Here is a 17,796-nt window from a genome sequence, read left to right on the forward strand (position 1 = left end):
CGCTCGACCTGCGCCGCGTCAAGTCGCTGCTGACCGAGCCGGTGATCGTCGACCTGCGCAACGTCTATCCGCGCGACATGATCGAGGACGCCGGCTTCAGCTACCACGCCGTCGGCCGCTGATCGGGGTCTTGCTGATGAGGTAGCTTTAATCGTTGCCGGGAGTAGCTTTACGAGGCGAGTTTCTTGAGGCAGCCAACCTAATGTACAGGTTTCGTTTTCTGAACCGCAAAGTGCTCGCCTACCGGATGAACCAATGAGCGTTTCAAATTTGAATGACGCCGAACGGGCACAGAGCGCAGTTATGAACGAGCCGACATCTATTGAGCGACGCAAGATGAGTGTGGCTACACATATGAAGTATCGTCCCGATATTGACGGGCTTCGTACGCTTGCCGTGTTGCCTGTAGTTTTAAACCATATTGGCGTGCCTGGATTTTGGGGTGGTTTTGTCGGAGTCGACATTTTTTTTGTAATTTCTGGCTATCTGATTACGGGTATATTGATCCGGGACATTGCATTGGATCGTTATAGCTTATTTGAGTTTTACCGCAGACGGATTTTGCGTATATTTCCCGCTTTATTTGTAATGCTAACAATTGTTAGCTTACTTGCCTGTTTTTTTATGCTTCCGGGCGAGCTAGTTAGATACGCAAAATCACTTGGCGCAACCACATTATTTAGTTCTAATATTCTATTTTTTTCTGAGATAGGATATTTTGCTCCTGCAGCTAAGTTAAAGCCACTGTTACACACGTGGTCGCTTGCCGTTGAGGAACAGTTTTATATCTTTTGGCCAATCGCCCTACTTTTTACAATAAAAGGGCGTATAATTGGTATAAACAAGTTCATTGTTGCCATATCTTTTGCTTCGTTCGCTGTATCCTGCTGGTTGGTAACAAGTAATGCATCTGCGGCTTTCTACCTTTTACCCGCAAGAATTTGGGAATTAAGCCTTGGCGCTTTGATTGCAGTTATCCCTTTTCGGCCACGCAGCCGTTGGATGAATGAAGTAATTGGCTGGATTGGCTTGGCCTTAATCGGATACGCCGTCCGACGCTTTACTGAAGCAACGGTATTTCCTGGTCCATCGGCACTGCTACCTTGCGTCGGTGCCGCAATGCTGATTACTAGCGGGAGCGCTGGAACAATATTATCTCGCCTGATGTCTACAAAGGTCATGACATTCATCGGGGCGATTTCGTATTCACTCTACCTTTGGCACTGGCCTGTCATCGTTTTTGCGGAGATCGCTCTATTTTTATCTCCCAGCTGGCAGGTTATGGTATTAGAGATTTTTTTATCACTGGTGTTAGCGACACTATCTTGGCGACACGTTGAACAGCCATTTAGAATGGGCGTTTCGGAATGGAAAACTCCCAGCGTTATCTTATGCGGCTGCGCAATAATGCTTCTAACAGGTTTTTTAGCAGCTATTTTATATTTTACAAATGGTATGGCTGCTCGCTTTAGCGCTAATCAATTACGGGTTGCTGCCTATCAAGACATAGATGGTGATGCGCTCTATCGTGGGGGTACATGTTTTGCAGTTGGCAGCCAAAAATACTCCTTGAGTTGTCTCAAAGCAAGAAACGCAGAACTTCCCGTATTATTACTGGCGGGAGATAGTCATGGAGCTCATTACTGGCCAGGCCTTAAAACTCATGATAGCGAGGTTTCCATTCTCCAAGCAACGCGCACCGGTTGTAAACCAGTTATTTATCCGCGTGATAAGATTAGTGTATGTGCGAAATTCTTTCGTAACATCTTTATAGGATGGCTCCCTCACCATCATGTTGATCGTCTCGTTCTAGCTGGCCGCTGGACAGTTCAAGATGAGCCTCTCATCGAAGCTACGTTACGCAACAGCGCTGTACGCTCAGCTAGACCTTTATTGGTAGGGCCAGTTCCGCAATATACTACTTCATTACCTAGGCTGCTTGTCTTTGCAGAACTGCGGCACCAGCCGAATCTGCCGCAGACATCAATGAATAAAGATATAATTAAAATAGACCAAGTGTTGAGACGCGTCGCCAATCGAACAAATACGCAATATATCTCGATGGTAGATGCGCTTTGTAATCGCCAATCATGTAGAACTTGGGCGGCGCCTAATACTCCGATGCAATTTGATTATGGGCATTTTACGGCAGAAGGATCATTAGTCGCTGTTGATTCCGCACTGTGGCCAGCCATCGCTCTGCATAAATAGGGTGATGCGCCGCCCGCATAAGCCTGTTTAGAGCCTGTTTAGAGCCTGTCGAAGGGACGCTTCACAACTGGTGGAAAGGGTGAGGCGAAACGGGTGCCTTCCTGCGCATGTGAGTTTGAGATGATAGGCCCTACGGGGCCAGGAGGTGTATGGATGGCGAGTACGGCGAAGCCTCGATTTGCGGGCGGGTCCAAGTGCGGGGTGGTGGCGCTTTGGGAGACCAGCGGTCGGATGCAGACCGAAGTGGCTGCCGAACTGGGGATCATGCCGACGATGCTGCGTCGTTGACAGCGCAAATTAGCCTTGTATCTGCGAAATCAGCCATAGCTCAAGTAATTATAAACACGTACAATCAATTATTAAGTCTTAATGCGCCGCACTTCGACCTGTTTTTCGATAATGAGATTTGAGAATTCTCTATGTCCGGCCCCAACACCGAAAAATAGTGCCATGTCAGCCTTTCCGATCGACGTACATAGATAAATTATAAGATTCTGGGTTTGAAGTATATAGCTATTTTGGCTGGATTTTTAGTATGTTGAGTCGCTATATGATTTTGGTAGAGCACGCGTGAATATCGGGAGCCGTCCATTGACGACAAAAAAGGGTTGGCTCGTCATGAGTCTGGCTAACGAAACCATTGCCGAACGGTATAAGGGCCTTGGCACCTTTAGCCACGGCTTCGACTATCTAAGAATTATTCTAGCTGTCGCTGTTGTTCTGCAGCATAGTATTGTTAGCAGCTATGGCGGCTTGGTGGCCGGTCAAATCTGGGGGTCTTGGACCAGAATATTTCTTGCGCCAATTTTGATCATGTTTTTTGGGTTGAGCGGCTTCCTCGTAACGGGAAGCCTGAAGAAAAACCCTACGGCGACATCATTTCTAACGCTGCGAGCGGTGAGGCTTTTTCCGGCTCTTGCCGTAGAGGTGTTTTTGTCTGCCTTGATCATTGGGCCGATATTTACTCAATTTACGTTGAGCCAATATTTTCAAAGCCGTTATTTCTGGCGATATTTTACGAATATCCTGGGTCATATTCATCTTGATCTTGCCGGCGTGTTTCTGAATCTGCCGTTCCCCAATGTCGTTAATCTGAGCTTGTGGACCATACCTTACGAGCTCGAATGCTATATTGCGATCATAGCCTTGTATATCGTGGGCGTGGTGCGTCGTCGCTGGCCAATGATACCCCTTACAATAGCTTTGATCGCGCTGGGTACATTGGCGGCTTTTCAACATTGGGAGCCGTACTGGGCAACAAACCGACCGCTGCCCCGATCTTTGGTGGTTGCATTCTTGGTCGGAGTAACAATCAATCTTTATAGTGATCGCGTTAGACTGCAACGATCATATGCACTCATCGCGCTTCTGGCGATGATCGCCTGCACGTTTGATTATCGAACGGTTTATCTGGCAACTATTCCGGCTGTCTACATAGTAGTCTATCTAGGAATGATGCACCCGCCAAAGCGGGGCTTTATCTTCTCGGGAGACTACAGCTATGGTCTATACCTCTTTGCCTTCCCGATCCAGCAAACTTATACCGCCCTGTTTCCCGGCGCGCGGGTATGGTACGCCAATTCTGCTTTTACTATCGTCTTTGGAATGATTTATGCTGCATTTTCGTGGTGGTGCATCGAAAAGCCGTTACTTACGCGCAAACACCACTTTGTTCGTGTCGCGGAAGCATCCCGAGATCGGGTTTTGAAGATCCTGGGAATGGCTCAGCACGGACGTGCCCGGCCTGACGGCGACAGGATTGGATAAGGCTGTTACGAAGCTCTGGTGGACCGTGTCCGTGCGACCTTGATGTCGGCACGATGATACGCCGAGCGGCACGCGATTTTCCGGTGGCCCGGAACGGAAGATTAAGACCATCCCGATACAGCCTCGAGCGAAGTTTCGGGATTTCGCCAATGGCCTTGATCGCAACCCTTATGTCCGCCGATCTGGACGAACGCCGTAGCAGTGACCGCAGACCGGTGCTGCAGGAATCGACTTTGCGGGACGAGGCGCTCAGGCCCCATCCCGTTCTGGTCCATGACCTTTCCTGCGATGGCTGCCTGATCGAGTCTGATACGCCGATGATGCTCGGCGCGACGATCGGCATCGGCTTGCCCGGCGTCGGGCGTCGCGATGCCACCGTGGTGCGTGTCGAGGGTACGTTGCATGGGTGCAGCTTCGCCGGGCCGCTTTCGCAGTCGGCCATCGATCAGGCCTTTGCGGCGGACCCGGTGGTTCTCGGTGCCTTTTCGCGACTGTCTTCGCATCTGGACCTTTCAGGGGAACCGGCCGTGGAACGATGGCCCGCCCCCGTCCGGGCCGCGATCATCGTTGGCAGCACCGTGTTGTTATGGACGGCGATCCTCGTTCTGGTGTGAACCGCGATCACGCGGTGGCGACCCGGTCGATGTGATCTTGTCCATTCTTCAAGATCGAGCGACCCCCGCCACCGACTCATCGCGCAGTGACGGGTGAAGCACCATGTGGCGAGACGGCACGGCCGAAACGGACAATCCCCCCGTCATGCCGGCGGTCGTTCTTCCGATCCGGCGGGAACGCCATTCGGCCCCCCGGCCGGAACCGGCGTCGCGATCACGTCTCGCGCGCATGATGCTGGATGCACTGGCCGCCCTGGACGAGGCCGCGACGACGGCCGATCACGGTCGCGTGCTCCCAGATATCGCGCTTCGGTATGCCATTGCATTGCTATACGATTGCAGTGATGGCGACGCTGCCCCCTACCGTGCCTTCTGGTCGGCGGCATGCGATCCCGGCTTTCGTGGTACGGATCGTGGGCGACAGGCGCGCCAGGCATGGTGCGACATCGTGCGTGGGCTGGCAGGGGGATTGAGCATGGAGGTCGTGGTCGGCGTCGAACAGGCGAACCGGAGATTGAACCGCATGCACCCTTCGACGATGGCATCCCGGGAACGTCGACGAGCCCGCACATGACCGCATCATCCAGCAAACAGGCGGCATCGCCCGCCGTCGTCAGACATGATCGCTCGCCTGCGGCGGGGTGGCGACAGCAGGCGCGCGATATCTGGTTCGTGGCGCTGGCTGCGATCGTCTTCGCGATGCCCGGCCTCGTCATGCTGGCGCGACAGGTCTGGTCGACCGAGCAGGGCGCGCAGGGGCCGATCATCCTGACGACCGGATCGTGGTTGCTCTGGCGCGAATGGCGCAAGATGCCGAACACCTCCTCCCAAGGTCGTGGGGTATTCGTCGCAGCGGGGTTGGCGGCCATGGGAGCGACATACGTATTCGCTTCGATCATCAACAAGATATGGCTGACATGGGCCAGTGCCTATGCCTGCCTCGTGCTCGTACTCTATCAGTATGTCGGCACGGCCGGTCTTCGCCGGCTATGGTTTCCGCTGTTCTATCTGCTGTTCCTCATTCCTCCGCCCGACAGCATCATCGTTCCGCTGACACGATCGCTGAAGATCGGTATTGCCCATACGGCGGTGGATATCATGGCAGGTTTCGGTTTCGCCGTGGCGAGCAACGGTGCGCAGATCTATGTCGACGGATACGAACTGGTGGTGGCCGCCGCATGTTCGGGCCTGAACTCGCTGACCAGCCTGCTCGCGATCGGACTATTCTATATCTACCTGCGTCACCGCGCCGACTGGAGATATGCGTTCATCCTGGCCGTGCTGGTGATACCGATCGCGCTGTTCGCCAATCTCGTCCGGGTGCTCATCCTGATCTCCATCACGCATTTCCTCGGAGATGCCGCGGCGCAGGGGGGACTGCACGATGCCGCCGGCATGATGTTCTTCGTTGCCCTGCTGACGCTGATGGGTGCCGACCTCGTACTCGGCCCACTGCGGGAGCGGCTCGCCCGGTCGGAAGAGCCATCGTGACCGGCCCAGACATATCCACTGCGCCGCTGGATCGGCGGCAATTCGCACTGGGAGGAGCGCTGCTGGCGCTGACCGGCGCCGCATTCGCCCTCAAGCCCAGGCGGAGCGTACCGCCGCCTCCGCCGGGATTGCTGGACAGCGCCGTGCCGCGCGTGATCGGCGATTGGCGTTACATGACCGCCAGCGGCCTCGTCCTGCCCCCGACAGACGAGCTGTCGAACAGGCTTTACGATCAGGTCCTGACGCGGATCTACGAGAACCGGAACGGCATGCAGCTGGCCCTGCTGATCGCCTATGGAAGCACCCAGAATACGTCGCTTCAGCTGCACCGGCCGGAAAACTGCTACCCTGCACAGGGCTTCGAACTGTCCGAGCCGCAATCGGTGCCGATCCGGTTGGGAGGCGTCGCCGCAGAAGCGCGGGAGGTGCGTGCCGAACGCGCCGGGATCGTCGAACACCTGCTCTACTGGGCCAGGATCGATCGTACTTTCACCGTCGACGGTTCCGAGGATCGCTCCGCCGTGATCGCGGCCAATCTGAAAGGCTACCTGCCCGATGGCGTGCTCGTACGCCTGTCCATGCCGGGGACGGATGCGATGGCGTCCGTGGCCATGCTGGAAGATTTCAACGGTCGCATGATCGACGCACTCTCCGACGCAGGTCGGCATCTGCTCCTCGGCCATATGGCCCAATGACCAACGGAATGCTGAAAATGAAGATCGCGCATATGGCGGGTGCCCTGGGGATCTCGGTGATCCTCTTATCGGGCTGCAGCGAAAAGGCCCCGTCCGGGCAGGTCATCGCGACCGTGGATGGGCAGGACATCACCAGACGCGATCTCCTGACCGAGTTCGGCGCGTCCAATGCTGCACGCGGTGTGGACATCGCAGCCGTTCAACCGGCGCTCGTCGAAGAACTGGTCAATCGCAAGCTGATGGTGGCGCAGGCCAAGCGGGAGGGCATCGACAAAACTCCCGAATATCTGGCCGCCCAGCAGCGCTCGCAGGATCTATCCCTGGTGCAGCAGCTTGTTGAAACATGGGTCGGGAAACAACCGCCAGCAGACGCGGCAGAACTGGACCGCTTCGTCGCGGCCAATCCGCAGATGTTTGCAAATCGGCGCGTGCTGGTACTCGATCAGATCGTGACCCCGGCTGCGGGCGTCGACGCCAAGGCGCTGGAGCCGCTCGACACGATGGAGGCGATCGTCGCCTATCTGCGAGAACGGAACCATGGCTTTCAGCGTGGCACCGGCCAGATCGACACGATCTCCCTGCCACGTGAAGCGGCGGACAATATTCAGGCACTGGCGCCGGGCGTGCCGTTCGTCACCAGTCGTGGCGATCAGCTGGTCATCGCCGTCGTGACCGAGAATCGCCCGCAACCGGTTCCGCCCGAAGAGCAACGCGCCCTCGCGGCAAAGGCCCTTCAGCAGCAGCAGATGCAAAAGACCGTGGCGCAGCGGCTGGAGACCCTGCGGGTGGGCACCAAGATCGAATATCAGCAGGGTTTCGCCCCCGCAGCACGGCCAGCCGGGCGTTAGGCGCCCGCCTGAGACACCCATAGGTCGATCCGGGCCGATACCGGATTGCCTGTATGCGCTTGCGGGGGGATAGACTGGTATGACCATGCCCATTGATCGAGCCCGTTTTTATCCCGCCGGGGATGCGCGCCTGGCGTTCGCCGCGTCCGTCGTCGTCGCTGGCGAGGACCATCACCGGGCCAGCGCCCGGGTGGCGAGAGTGCTTCGCGTCATCATCGGAACGGCGATGCTATCGGCGCAACCGGCAGCGGCGCAGATCTTCGGCGAGGTCGGTGCCGGCCTGCGTCTGGACGACAATCTGTTTCGGCAGGGACGGGAACTGCGCGAACGCACCGGCCTTCCCGCGGCCGACCGGGTATACACCGTAGAGGGGCTGGCCGGCGCACGGTTACGGCCCGCCGACTATGATGCCATCATATCCTTGGCGGTGGGGCAGGACCTGTACGAGCGCAACAGCCGACTGGATAATATCCGGTACACCGGGCGGTTGAACGTAACGCGCGAGAGCGGCGGGATCGTTGGTTTCCGGCTGACGGGACTGGCTACGCGATCGCTGACATCCTTCTCCGATTTACGGACGCCGATCCGCAACATTCAGAATATCTATCAGGCCGACGCCGAGGTGACCTATCCCGTCACCCCGGATATCCGGCTGGTGGCGACACCCGAGTTCTTGCAGAACAAGAACTCCGATGCCCTGGTATCGGGTAACGATTTCCGTCGATACGGGACGGGTATCGGCATCGGGTATTACAATGCCATCGGCAACTCGATCGCGCTGACGCTGAGCCGACGCCAGACCGACGGCCTGAAAGCCCGCACGCTGACGGCAGGCGACGGCAGTTCGCGACGTGCCGATATCGACCTTGCGGACACGTCCGTCGATCTTCGACTGCGTTATTCTCCCAGCCCCATCACGGCGGTCAATGGCGTGATATCCTATCTGTCCCGCAACGACCGGTCCGTCATCGGATCCGATTATAGCGGGCCGAGCGGCTACATGCGGTTCGACTATCGACCGAGAGACACGCTGACCATCATGGGTGAGGTCGGGCGCAGACTGGAATTGCAGAGTTTTCTGGTGGTGGACGCGGTGCGGGCCGATTATGGCAATACCGAGGTCAGACTGGGATATTCCGATCATCTGTTCCTGATCCTGACCGGCGAAATCTATCATAGACGCTTCCGCTTCGATCCCACGTTCACCGGTCAGGTGGCATCCCGCAACGACCGCAATTACCTGGGTGCTTTCGCAATCGAATATTCTCCGCGAGATCGCGTGATGCTACGGGCGCGCTACGCGCATGAATTTCGCAAATCGGACGCCGCCTTTGGCGGTTTCAACAGCGACACCGTTCAGCTTAGCGCTATCGTTCGTTTAGGAAACAAGGACTAGGATCGCCGAATGTGTGAGACTGATCCGACACGAAGGATGACGATGAAGTACGGGTTCTGCACCATCGTGGCTCTGGCCGGCGTGGCTCTGGCTGGCATATGCGTCCAGGCCGACGCCCAACAGCCGGGCACGGCCTTGCCGACCGGGACACCGTCGATGATCTCCCAATCCGTTCCGGCAACCGCCGGGGCGAGTGCGGATTATCGCGTCGGCCCGGGGGACCTCTTGGCGATCACCGTCTATCGGTCGCCGGACCTGCAATCCACGCTGCGCGTCGGGACGGATGGAACGATCGAGTTTCCGGCGCTTGGGAAGGTAAAGGTCGAAGGCGATACCGCGGGCGATATCGCCTCTCGCCTGGCGCGTAGCTTGCGCACCGCCGGCATCCTGGTGTCGCCGTCCGTCAACGTCCTGGTCGCGGAAGTGCGATCGAAGGTCGTGACGGTGATGGGTGCTGTGGGACGCCCGGGCGAATTTCCGCTGGACCGGCCGGATTTGTCGCTGGCCAGTGTGCTGGCGCGAGCCGGCGCGACGTTCGGTAGCGGCAGCGGGGTCGTGACGGTCATGCCGGCCGGTGCTGTCAGGGAGGGGCGTGAAGAATTCCTGATCGCCGATCTGGTTTCGGGCGCCAAGGACAGGCCGGCCCGGCCGGGTGAAATACTGGTGGTCCGTTCCGCACCGATGTTTTACGTCTCCGGCGAAGTCGGAAGGCCCGGAGCGTTCGCGCTGGAACCTGGCATGACGGTGGGACAGGCGCTGGCGGTCGGGGGAGGTATAACGCCCCGCGGCTCGGCAGGGCGAGTTCGCCTGACCCGTCGCGGCCCCGACGGGACGCAACAGGTCTTCGACAAGGTCAAGCCCGATATGGCGGTCATGCCCGACGATCTCATCTACGCGCGTCAGCGAATTTTCTGACGATGCCGAGTTTCACCGCCTGCAGCGCGCCAGTCGGAGCCGATCTATGAATCCCATGCAGTTCGTACTTGTCCTGAAAGCACGATGGCGTCTGATCGCCGCCATCATCGTCGGCGGGATAGTTCTTTCGCTGCTCTGGGTAGCGCTGGTACCACGCACCTATAGTGCGACGGCACAGGTCCTGGTGAACGTGCGCCAATCCAGCTCCGTCAGTGTCGATGGCGATCCCACCGTCACCGCCCAGCTTCAGCCGGATTATCTGTCCACGCAGGTCGACGTCATCCGATCCAACCGGGTCGGCGTTGCGGCGGTCAAGCGGCTGAAGATGCTCGATGATGCGGACAGCATGCAGGCATATCGCGAATCCGGATCGACAGCCGAACCGGAAATCTTCTTCGCGCAACAGCTCAGTGGCGGCCTGAAAGTCGTACCTTCGAGCAGTTCGCGGGTGATCTCGATCATCTACTCCTCCCGAAACCCCCAGCTGGCGGCGGCAGTCGCCAACGCCTATGCCGACGCATATCGCGACATCAGCGTCGATCTGCAGCGCGAACCCGAACGGCAGGCGACCGCCTGGTACGATCGTTCCGTGGCGGATCTCGGCAACCGGCTTACCCAGGCCCAGGCTACTCTAAGCCGGCGTCGCGCCGAGCTGGGGCTGACCGCGACCAACGAGGCGGGCGGCGATGCCGACGATGCGCGTCTGCTGGCCCTGGCACAGCAACTCGCCGGTGCACAGGGCGCACAGTCCGTCCAGAATGCAAGAGCGGCGGGCGGTGCATTGCCGGATGCGCTATCCAGTCCCGTCATCCAGTCTCTTCAGACCGACATCGCGCGAGCCGAGGCGCAGCGGCGGCAATTGTCGACCTTTGCAGGTCCCAACAACGTCGATTACCGTCAGCTCACCAACCAGTTGGCGACGCTGCGCTCGGAATTGGCGAAGCAGCGGGCGATCGTTGCGCAGGCCGCTGCGGCCAGCTCCGCGCAAAGCAACGCCGCCTCGCAACAGCTGCGGGGCGCGGTAGACGCGCAGCGTAGCCGGGTGATCGCATCACAACGGTCGCGCGGCGAGATCACCGCGCTGGAGCAGAATGTCACCAATCTGAAGACGACCTATGAACAGCTGGTGGCGAAGCAGGCGCAGAGCACGCTGCTGGGGGCGTCCAACCAGTCCAACATATTGCTCCTGTCTCCCGCAACAAAGCCCACGGCCCCCGCGGGCCTGCCTGATGCCCTCAAGATCATCGTCGTTGCGCTGCTTGCGACGATCATCGGCATCGTTGCGGCGCTGGCGCTGGAATTTCTCGACCAGCGACTGCGAACCCCGGAGGATGCGGAAATATGGCTGGGGATACCCAATCTTGGCGGAGTCCGGGGGATCGAGGCACCCAGGCAACGTCTGCTCGGCCATGTCCCGACCCACTATCTGCCCAAACCATCCCAGGAGGGCGTCGCATGAGCGAACGGCCGAACATGAGCGATCGCGATCAACCGGATCTGGGCCGTATCGGCGAAGTGCTGCGTGGAGCGGAGTTGATTACCGACGCGCAGGCACACAAGGCGCAGGTCTATGGCGCCGAGCACAATATGCGGTTCGGAGAAGCCGCCGTGGAGCTTGGCTTCATCGACGAGGCGACGCTCCAGCGCGCCCTCGCGACCCAGTTCAACATGCGGTTGTCCGAAGGTGACGGACGTGACGAGCCTATCGCCTTCACCAATCCGCACAGCCAGGCTGCAGAAGATTATCGCTCGATCCGCGCTGCACTCGCGCTCCGCTGGTTCCGCCACCCACAAGGCGCACGCACCCTGGCGGTCGTCAGTGCCCAGCGCGGCGACGGCCGCTCGCTGGTCGCCGCCAATCTCGCCATATCGTTCGCCCAGGTCGGCTTCCGGACGCTGCTGGTGGACGCCGACATGCGCAATCCGACGCAGCACCAGCTCTTCAAGCTTGACGACCGTCGAGGATTGGCCACGTTTCTCACCGGAAGGCTGGATGGACGCGCTTATCAGGAGGTCAGCGAAATCCCGGCGCTCTCGGTCATGCCGGTCGGCGGCATCCCGCCCAATCCCCAAGAACTGCTGCTCCGGAAAATGCTCGGCCGACTGGTCGAGGAAGCCAGCGCGCAGTTCGAAATGGTGATCTTCGATACGCCGGCGGCATCGATCGGCAGCGATTACCAGATCATCGCTGCCGAAGCCGTGGGCGCGCTCGTCGTCACGCGCCGCGAACAAACCCGGACGCGCGAGGCCAAGCAACTGGTCGAGGCCTGCAAGGGTTTCGGCGTTCGCGTCGTCGGCTCCACGATGACGAATGCGTGAATCAGCGATCTATGGTCAAGGTCGACATCCCCGTACTGGATGATCCATCAACTTTAGATCGTCTAAAGGTGCATCGTCGCAAGCCCAGAGTCAACGATAGCTGGAATGGGCTTTATATATTCATATTTATCCTAACGGTTATAGTATTTACCCAGACTCTTATTGAGTTTAGTCCGATACTATTTCGTTTGGGAGTAATTGCCCGTTACACCCTGTGGCTTAGCATTTTCGCGGGACTGTCGTTGCATATCGTACGCCGCGGCGTATCTAATGTTATGGACGGCTTAGCGCCGGTGCTTGCCTTTCTAACAATTGGGATGATCTCCGCTACTCTCAGTAATGAGCCGCATGAAGCAGCGCAGGTTCTTACCTTCTGGATACTGGGAGTACTCGCCGCAATTACAATTGGCGCCGAACTTCGCAGTGAAATACTTTTATCGGTGCTTTTCTGGACATTTGCGTTCCTTATTGTCAGTTCAGTTGCGGCGGCACTTATATTCCCGAGCTTTGGCACCCAAATAGATGGGCGAGCTTTAGCCGGTCATGCTTGGCGGGGCCTAGTTCCAAATAAAAACGGCTTTGGTTATTTGACAGCCTTTTCGGCAGTAGCTTTCTGCTTGATGCCGGGTCGGCACTGGGCGCTACGAAGCTTCGTTATTGTTCTTACGATTATGTGCGCCGTATTGTCGAGCTCCCAAGGCGGTTTGATAACCTTAGCAGCCGCATTCTCCTATCTTTTTATTGTTCATCTGATATATCAAATTCGATCTTCCGCTCTATCTCGGGCAACCGTACTTTTTATCATAATCTCCGTTGCGGCTCTATCAGTTAATGTCTTATCGGGATATCTCCTTGAATTAGCTGGTCGTGATGCAGGGCTGACCGGACGATCGGTAATCTGGCCTGCATATTTCAATCGCGCATTGGAACATTGGCTTATCGGCGCAGGTCCTGGAACATTTAGCCAAGCGTCTTCTATCACGGCAGATGTAGGCGCTAGTTTCTCAAAGTACGGGGAAATCCATACGCCCCACAACATGTATATCGCGGCGTTTGGAGAGGTGGGGTTATTGGGTGCGATATCTTTTTTCGGAGCACTTGCTTATTTTGTATTTTATGCTCCTTTCATAGGAAAATCTCGATTAGGATATGGTACAGGGGCCTGTGCCTTTATCTTAGTAATTGGAGGCTTGGGTGAAACGCGTGAGGTTTTCGGGACAGGAATCAGCATGTTTCTGATTCTGACCTTCTACTCATCGCTAAAAAGCAACAAACGAGCTTCGACATCGCCCATCGATTCTGATGTGCCCGTAATCAAAAAAACAGCATTGCCGGTTTTGGCATGAACGTCTTGGTTTTTAGGAATGTCCTGAAGCGCTTACGATATGATACATTAAAGCAGTATCTAAGCTCCTTAGCCCCAACAGCAGTCGCACTGGTCTTGCAGTTCGTTACCTTCGCGGTCACTGCCCGAGGACTGGGAATAGATTCATTCGGACAATATGCAGCCGTGTTGAGTGTAGCTGCCATTGCGGTGGAATTTGTCGGCTGGGGAGGAGCGGATTTGTTGGTGCGCGCTGTCGCCCGCAAGCCGGAACGTTTCCATAGCTTTTTCGGTAACATGCTGATGTTGATCGGCCTGACTATAATACCGGTCGTACTTGGCGCCCTCTGGATTGCCGCCGGACCGATGAAATCGGAAATCCCGGTAACACTGCTGTTAGCGGCCCTGACTGGCGAGATCGTGGCGGCCCGCATTGCGGCATCCGTTGAACTGATTATGGTAGCGCACGGTCATACCACCCGGGCCAGCGGAGTTCGGCTGGCAATGACCCTGACCCGGCTGATAGCAGCTCTTTTGTACTTTTCGGCTGCGAAGAGCCTCCAAGGGTGGATCTTGGTCGTATTAGGCCAGTCCATATTGTTTGGCGCCGCTCTGCTCGTGATTGCCATGCGGCTCTATGGTAGTCCGGTGTTTATGCTGCAGCGTAGCGAGCTGGCAGCCGGTGCGGCATTTTCAATCAATCAGGCGGCCCGGGCAACGCAGGGCAATGTCGATCGGGTTATCCTGGCTCGTTTTTCCGATGCCAGCGTGCTTGGTGCCTATGCGGCCGGCGCACGAATATTGGCTATCGGCCTTTTTCCTCTTCAAGTTATAACGCGACTGTTATATCCGAACTTTTTTCGGGAAGGCGAATTCGGGCTCGCCGCAACAAGGCGTTACGCTTTGAAGTGCCTGCCCGCGATGCTCGCAACAGGATTGTTCGCGTCTGCAAGTGTCGCGGCTGTTGCGCAAGTTATACCGCTGGTTTTGGGTCATGATTTCGCGGCATCTCGTGGCGCGGCAATGTTACTTGGCTTGTCACTACCGTTAATCGCCATGCAGTATCTGGCAGCGGATACTCTAACAGGCGCCGGTCTCCAGCATATACGTGCAGTGATATATGGGATTGCTGCTCTTATATTTGGCTTTTTACTAGCGATGGGGGCCTACTTTGCCGGAGTGACGGGGCTAATCGTAGCGTTCTTGAGTGCGCATGCGCTATTGATGGCCGTACTTTGGATCATTGCCTTCACGTGGAAGGACAGCGAAGCAGCTCAGCGATAGCGATAATGCCGAACGCCCAAGAGAGCGGACAAAGCGCCGGCGGAGATCAGTAACCGAAACAGACCCTCCAACGCATCTTCAGGACGTAGCCGTGCGCCACTTACCACGAGATACGCCCCTGATTTTACAAACCCCCATAGATGCCGCTGCCACGCGACTCCACGCGATTCACGCTGCAAATCAATAAGAGCCATGTAGTTACCCGTAGTATAATATCGATAGATAACGGCTCGAGCGTTTAGCCTATCTATATCGACGTCCTCATTGCAAAAGGCATCATCGCACCACGCAAATCGGGCGCCCAGACCGTCAGCTCGGCTAAAAAAGTCATAATCTTCCCCACCTGACAATCCAAATCTATTGTTAAATCGAAGATCATTATACTGAGTTAATAGCTTTCTGTTGATTAGCAAGTTCCCGGCCGCGTATATCGGACTGGTTAGACCTGTTTTACGTCGCCGGCGCTTTACAAACATGCTCTCACGAACAATGAAACTGCCTGCGGGCTCGATCATGCCATAAGGACCGCCAACTATATCGGCTTTACATGCTTCACCGGTGGCAACCATCTGCTTCATCCAGTCAGGTGACATCACCAAGTCATCATCAGCTGTTGCGAGCCACACGGGGGCGTCGGGCCGGGTTAGAAACCAATCGATCAATTTATTGCGATTGGCTGATATACCGCGTTCAGGTACGGCAATATAATGGGTATTCGGCCAGATTTCGGCAAACTGCTCGGCCACAAGTCGGGTTGCCGGATCACAGGCATTATCTGCGATCGCGATCGCAGCATCTGTGGCCTTGAGTGATGGATGTAAGGAGGCAAGCAGACGCTTGAGCTTCTCAGGACGTCGATAGGTCGGAATGCCGATGGCTACGCTTCCTTTAAGATCATCCACCGATCTTTTCCTTGTTAGTCGCCGCGGCCGGTAACGCTTCTGACCAGTCGAGCGCCATTGATCCCATAAATGATAGATGTGAGACATCTACAAACATCGGAACACCATTCCGCGCATGCTGACAGCTTTGCGCGTCGCAAAATTGGGCGGCGATATCGACAAAGCCGGTCTTCTGGCGGACGGCGAGCGCCCGGATATACGCCCTCGAAGCGTCGAAGCGGTGGTCCAGACGATCAAGTGCGATGCGGTCGCCCGAGAACGGGGCGGGGTCGACGATGTCGTACAAGAGCGACCGCGCCGGGATGGCGACGTTGAACGCGTGGCGCAACGGGTGGAAATGACCGAACGACGGTACGTCGCCGACAAGGATGACGCGCTTGCCCGCTCGTTGGAAGCGCTCGATCATCGCCGGCAGGCCGATGCGCAACGCCGTAGCGGCATCGACATGCCGGCCCACCTGATGGTTTTCCACCAGGTTGAAGCGCTGATCGTCAACGGCGGGCCAAGCCCCGGCCAGTACGACGACAGACAGTGATGGTTCCCGCAGCAGGCGCGTGGTGGCGGTATCCAGAAATTGCGTGCACTGCCGGGAGTGGAAGGGTTGCCGCTCCTGCGCCGTCGTCACGCCCAGCAAGGGGAAGCATGCGGATTTCTGCACTTCCCACAGACGATAGCCATTCCGGGCCGCCACCCCGCGCAGCCCGAAGCCGAGCGCATTGGCATGGCTGTCACCCATGACCGCGATGATCGGCGCAGGGCCCTTCTTGGGCATGCAATGCTCGTCCTCCCGCAGGGAGACGATCCCGAAACTCTGCTGGCAATCCCCCGAGGCGAGCTTGGCCATCCGGTCGGCCTGCTGCGCGGTCGGGGACAGTCGCCCGGGCACGCCCTTCGCGACGAAAAGGGCCAATGACAGCGCAGCAAACAGCGACAACCCCGCACCGAAACGGCGAAGCGTCACCGTTGACGAAACAGCGGCGTAGCGGAACCTTCGCTCTACGAAGCGCCATGACAGCCACGCCACGCCCAGGCTGAGTGCGGCGATCGTCAACATCACCCTATCGCCCGGCGCCGTATCGCTCGCGTTGCGGGCGAACGCCATCATCGGCCAGTGCCAGAGATACCAGCTGTACGATAGCAATCCGATCGCGACGAGTGGGCGGGAGGCGAACAGGACGCGGTTCACCACACCGTGACGTGCTGCGATCAACGCGACCGTGCCTCCTACGGGGAGAAGCGCGGCAAAGCCCGGAAAAGGCGTTTTCTCGTCGAATGCAAACAGCGCAATGACGATGGCTGCAAGGCCGGCCAATCCTGTCAGATCCTGAAGTCTGGGACCCGGCAACCGGTCCTCGCCCTTTTCGACCAGCCAGATTGCGAGCAGCGCGCCAGCGCCCATCTCCCATGCCCGGGTCGGCAGCAGATAGAATGCCGCCCAGGGCGCCGTGCGGGTCAGGACGATGGAGAGGATCAACGACAGCAGCGTGACCGTCGCCACGGTCAACATCTTGATCCGCGCGCTGCGTCGCCGCACCAGCAGCAACAGGCCCGGGAACAGCATGTAGAACTGCTCTTCCACGCCCAGTGACCACGTCATCAACAGCGGTACGAGCGGGGCGGCACCTGCGAAATAATCGTTGCGGAGCCAGAACTTGAAATTGGAAATGCCAAGAAGCGCCGCGGCGGCCTCGACCGACATTTCCCGTAGCTCGCGCGCTGACAGCAGCAGCAGGCCAGCGACACAGGCCGATACGATAACGACGAACAACGCCGGCAGGATGCGGCGTGCCCGGCGAGCATAGAAGCGGGCAAAACCGAAAGAGCCGTTTCCGATCTCCCGGTCGATGATACCGCCGATCAGAAAGCCCGAAATGACGAAGAAGATGTCTACGCCGACATAGCCGCCCGGCAACAGCCACCCGGCTGCGTGGAATATCACGACAGCAGCTACGGCCAGCGCGCGGAGCCCGTCGATGTCCGCGCGATAGCCCGCTTGCGCCGTCACCGGGGGGGTGGCGTGGGACCACCCC

At 57.6% G+C, this 17,796-nt stretch carries 15 protein-coding genes; 13 read left to right on the forward strand and 2 right to left on the reverse strand.

Features of this window, described 5'->3' with window-relative positions; translation table 11 throughout:
* The first annotated feature begins 255 nt into the window (after nt 1–255).
* The 13 genes from ASG07_RS17075 to ASG07_RS16425 all read left to right on the forward strand — a co-directional run bounded on the left by ASG07_RS17075 (nt 256) and on the right by ASG07_RS16425 (nt 14,864).
* Entirely contained in the window at nt 256–2,211 is a 1,956-nt protein-coding gene (locus ASG07_RS17075; RefSeq protein ID WP_082474922.1) for an acyltransferase family protein, read from the forward strand.
* A 618-nt stretch (nt 2,212–2,829) separates the two neighbouring features.
* Nucleotides 2,830–3,978: an acyltransferase family protein gene (locus ASG07_RS17080; protein ID WP_082474902.1), complete on the forward strand. Its 1,149-nt coding sequence runs from the start codon at nt 2,830–2,832 to the stop codon at nt 3,976–3,978.
* A gap of 149 nt (nt 3,979–4,127) precedes the next feature.
* Entirely contained in the window at nt 4,128–4,592 is a 465-nt protein-coding gene (locus ASG07_RS16385) for a PilZ domain-containing protein (protein ID WP_168377371.1), read from the forward strand.
* A gap of 229 nt (nt 4,593–4,821) precedes the next feature.
* Nucleotides 4,822–5,166 carry a hypothetical protein gene (locus tag ASG07_RS17565; RefSeq protein ID WP_168377372.1) on the forward strand — a complete coding sequence of 115 codons (345 nt, stop codon included), beginning with the start codon at nt 4,822–4,824 and terminating at the stop codon, nt 5,164–5,166.
* The gene (gene xrtV, locus ASG07_RS16390; protein ID WP_055849512.1) at nt 5,163–6,083 is read left to right on the forward strand and encodes an exosortase V; all 921 of its coding nucleotides are present in this window, start codon (nt 5,163–5,165) and stop codon (nt 6,081–6,083) included. The genes ASG07_RS17565 and xrtV overlap by 4 nt, the downstream gene beginning before the upstream one ends.
* A complete protein-coding gene (locus tag ASG07_RS16395; RefSeq protein WP_168377373.1) occupies nt 6,080–6,778 on the forward strand; it encodes an exosortase C-terminal domain/associated protein EpsI in 699 nt (232 codons plus the stop codon). Before xrtV ends, ASG07_RS16395 begins: the two co-directional genes overlap by 4 nt.
* A complete protein-coding gene (locus tag ASG07_RS16400; RefSeq protein WP_055849517.1) occupies nt 6,775–7,626 on the forward strand; it encodes a peptidylprolyl isomerase in 852 nt (283 codons plus the stop codon). Before ASG07_RS16395 ends, ASG07_RS16400 begins: the two co-directional genes overlap by 4 nt.
* A 427-nt stretch (nt 7,627–8,053) precedes the next feature.
* Nucleotides 8,054–9,022, forward strand: coding sequence for a hypothetical protein (locus ASG07_RS16405; protein ID WP_168377374.1), 969 nt, complete (start codon nt 8,054–8,056; stop codon nt 9,020–9,022).
* Nucleotides 9,023–9,064: 42 nt separating this feature from the next.
* Nucleotides 9,065–9,937, forward strand: a complete 873-nt coding sequence (locus ASG07_RS16410; RefSeq protein WP_168377375.1) for a polysaccharide biosynthesis/export family protein — start codon at nt 9,065–9,067, stop codon at nt 9,935–9,937.
* Nucleotides 9,938–9,992: 55 nt separating this feature from the next.
* Nucleotides 9,993–11,396 carry a Wzz/FepE/Etk N-terminal domain-containing protein gene (locus ASG07_RS16415; protein ID WP_055849525.1) on the forward strand — a complete coding sequence of 468 codons (1,404 nt, stop codon included), beginning with the start codon at nt 9,993–9,995 and terminating at the stop codon, nt 11,394–11,396.
* Nucleotides 11,393–12,256 (forward strand): polysaccharide biosynthesis tyrosine autokinase, encoded by an 864-nt coding sequence (locus ASG07_RS16420; RefSeq protein ID WP_055849528.1) that lies wholly within the window; start codon nt 11,393–11,395, stop codon nt 12,254–12,256. The genes ASG07_RS16415 and ASG07_RS16420 overlap by 4 nt, the downstream gene beginning before the upstream one ends.
* 11 nt (nt 12,257–12,267) lie before the next feature.
* Complete coding sequence (locus tag ASG07_RS17085) at nt 12,268–13,602, forward strand: O-antigen ligase family protein (RefSeq protein ID WP_082474907.1); 1,335 nt, start codon at nt 12,268–12,270, stop codon at nt 13,600–13,602.
* The gene (locus tag ASG07_RS16425) at nt 13,599–14,864 is read left to right on the forward strand and encodes a lipopolysaccharide biosynthesis protein (RefSeq protein WP_082474908.1); all 1,266 of its coding nucleotides are present in this window, start codon (nt 13,599–13,601) and stop codon (nt 14,862–14,864) included. Before ASG07_RS17085 ends, ASG07_RS16425 begins: the two co-directional genes overlap by 4 nt.
* Here ASG07_RS16425 and ASG07_RS17090 read toward each other — a convergent pair.
* The gene (locus ASG07_RS17090; RefSeq protein ID WP_168377377.1) at nt 14,855–15,766 is read right to left on the reverse strand and encodes a glycosyltransferase family 2 protein; all 912 of its coding nucleotides are present in this window, start codon (nt 15,764–15,766) and stop codon (nt 14,855–14,857) included. The two genes, ASG07_RS16425 and ASG07_RS17090, sit on opposite strands and share 10 nt — an antisense overlap.
* Nucleotides 15,759–17,771 carry an acyltransferase family protein gene (locus tag ASG07_RS16430; protein ID WP_055849533.1) on the reverse strand — a complete coding sequence of 671 codons (2,013 nt, stop codon included), beginning with the start codon at nt 17,769–17,771 and terminating at the stop codon, nt 15,759–15,761. Before ASG07_RS16430 ends, ASG07_RS17090 begins: the two co-directional genes overlap by 8 nt.
* Nucleotides 17,772–17,796 lie beyond the last annotated feature (25 nt).

Origin of the sequence: Sphingomonas sp. Leaf343 (genome assembly GCF_001423765.1) — a bacterium.
GTDB lineage: Bacteria > Pseudomonadota > Alphaproteobacteria > Sphingomonadales > Sphingomonadaceae > Sphingomonas.

Bases quoted from the DNA above. Each gene is read 5' to 3' on its own strand.
- ASG07_RS17075 (WP_082474922.1), top strand. From the start codon at position 256: ATGAGCGTTTCAAATTTGAATGACGCCGAACGGGCACAGAGCGCAGTT.
- ASG07_RS17080 (WP_082474902.1), top strand. From the start codon at position 2,830: ATGAGTCTGGCTAACGAAACCATTGCCGAACGGTATAAGGGCCTTGGC.
- ASG07_RS16385 (WP_168377371.1), top strand. From the start codon at position 4,128: ATGGCCTTGATCGCAACCCTTATGTCCGCCGATCTGGACGAACGCCGT.
- ASG07_RS17565 (WP_168377372.1), top strand. From the start codon at position 4,822: ATGATGCTGGATGCACTGGCCGCCCTGGACGAGGCCGCGACGACGGCC.
- xrtV (WP_055849512.1), top strand. From the start codon at position 5,163: ATGACCGCATCATCCAGCAAACAGGCGGCATCGCCCGCCGTCGTCAGA.
- ASG07_RS16400 (WP_055849517.1), top strand. From the start codon at position 6,775: ATGACCAACGGAATGCTGAAAATGAAGATCGCGCATATGGCGGGTGCC.
- ASG07_RS16410 (WP_168377375.1), top strand. From the start codon at position 9,065: ATGAAGTACGGGTTCTGCACCATCGTGGCTCTGGCCGGCGTGGCTCTG.
- ASG07_RS16415 (WP_055849525.1), top strand. From the start codon at position 9,993: ATGCAGTTCGTACTTGTCCTGAAAGCACGATGGCGTCTGATCGCCGCC.
- ASG07_RS16420 (WP_055849528.1), top strand. From the start codon at position 11,393: ATGAGCGAACGGCCGAACATGAGCGATCGCGATCAACCGGATCTGGGC.
- ASG07_RS17085 (WP_082474907.1), top strand. From the start codon at position 12,268: ATGGTCAAGGTCGACATCCCCGTACTGGATGATCCATCAACTTTAGAT.
- ASG07_RS16425 (WP_082474908.1), top strand. From the start codon at position 13,599: ATGAACGTCTTGGTTTTTAGGAATGTCCTGAAGCGCTTACGATATGAT.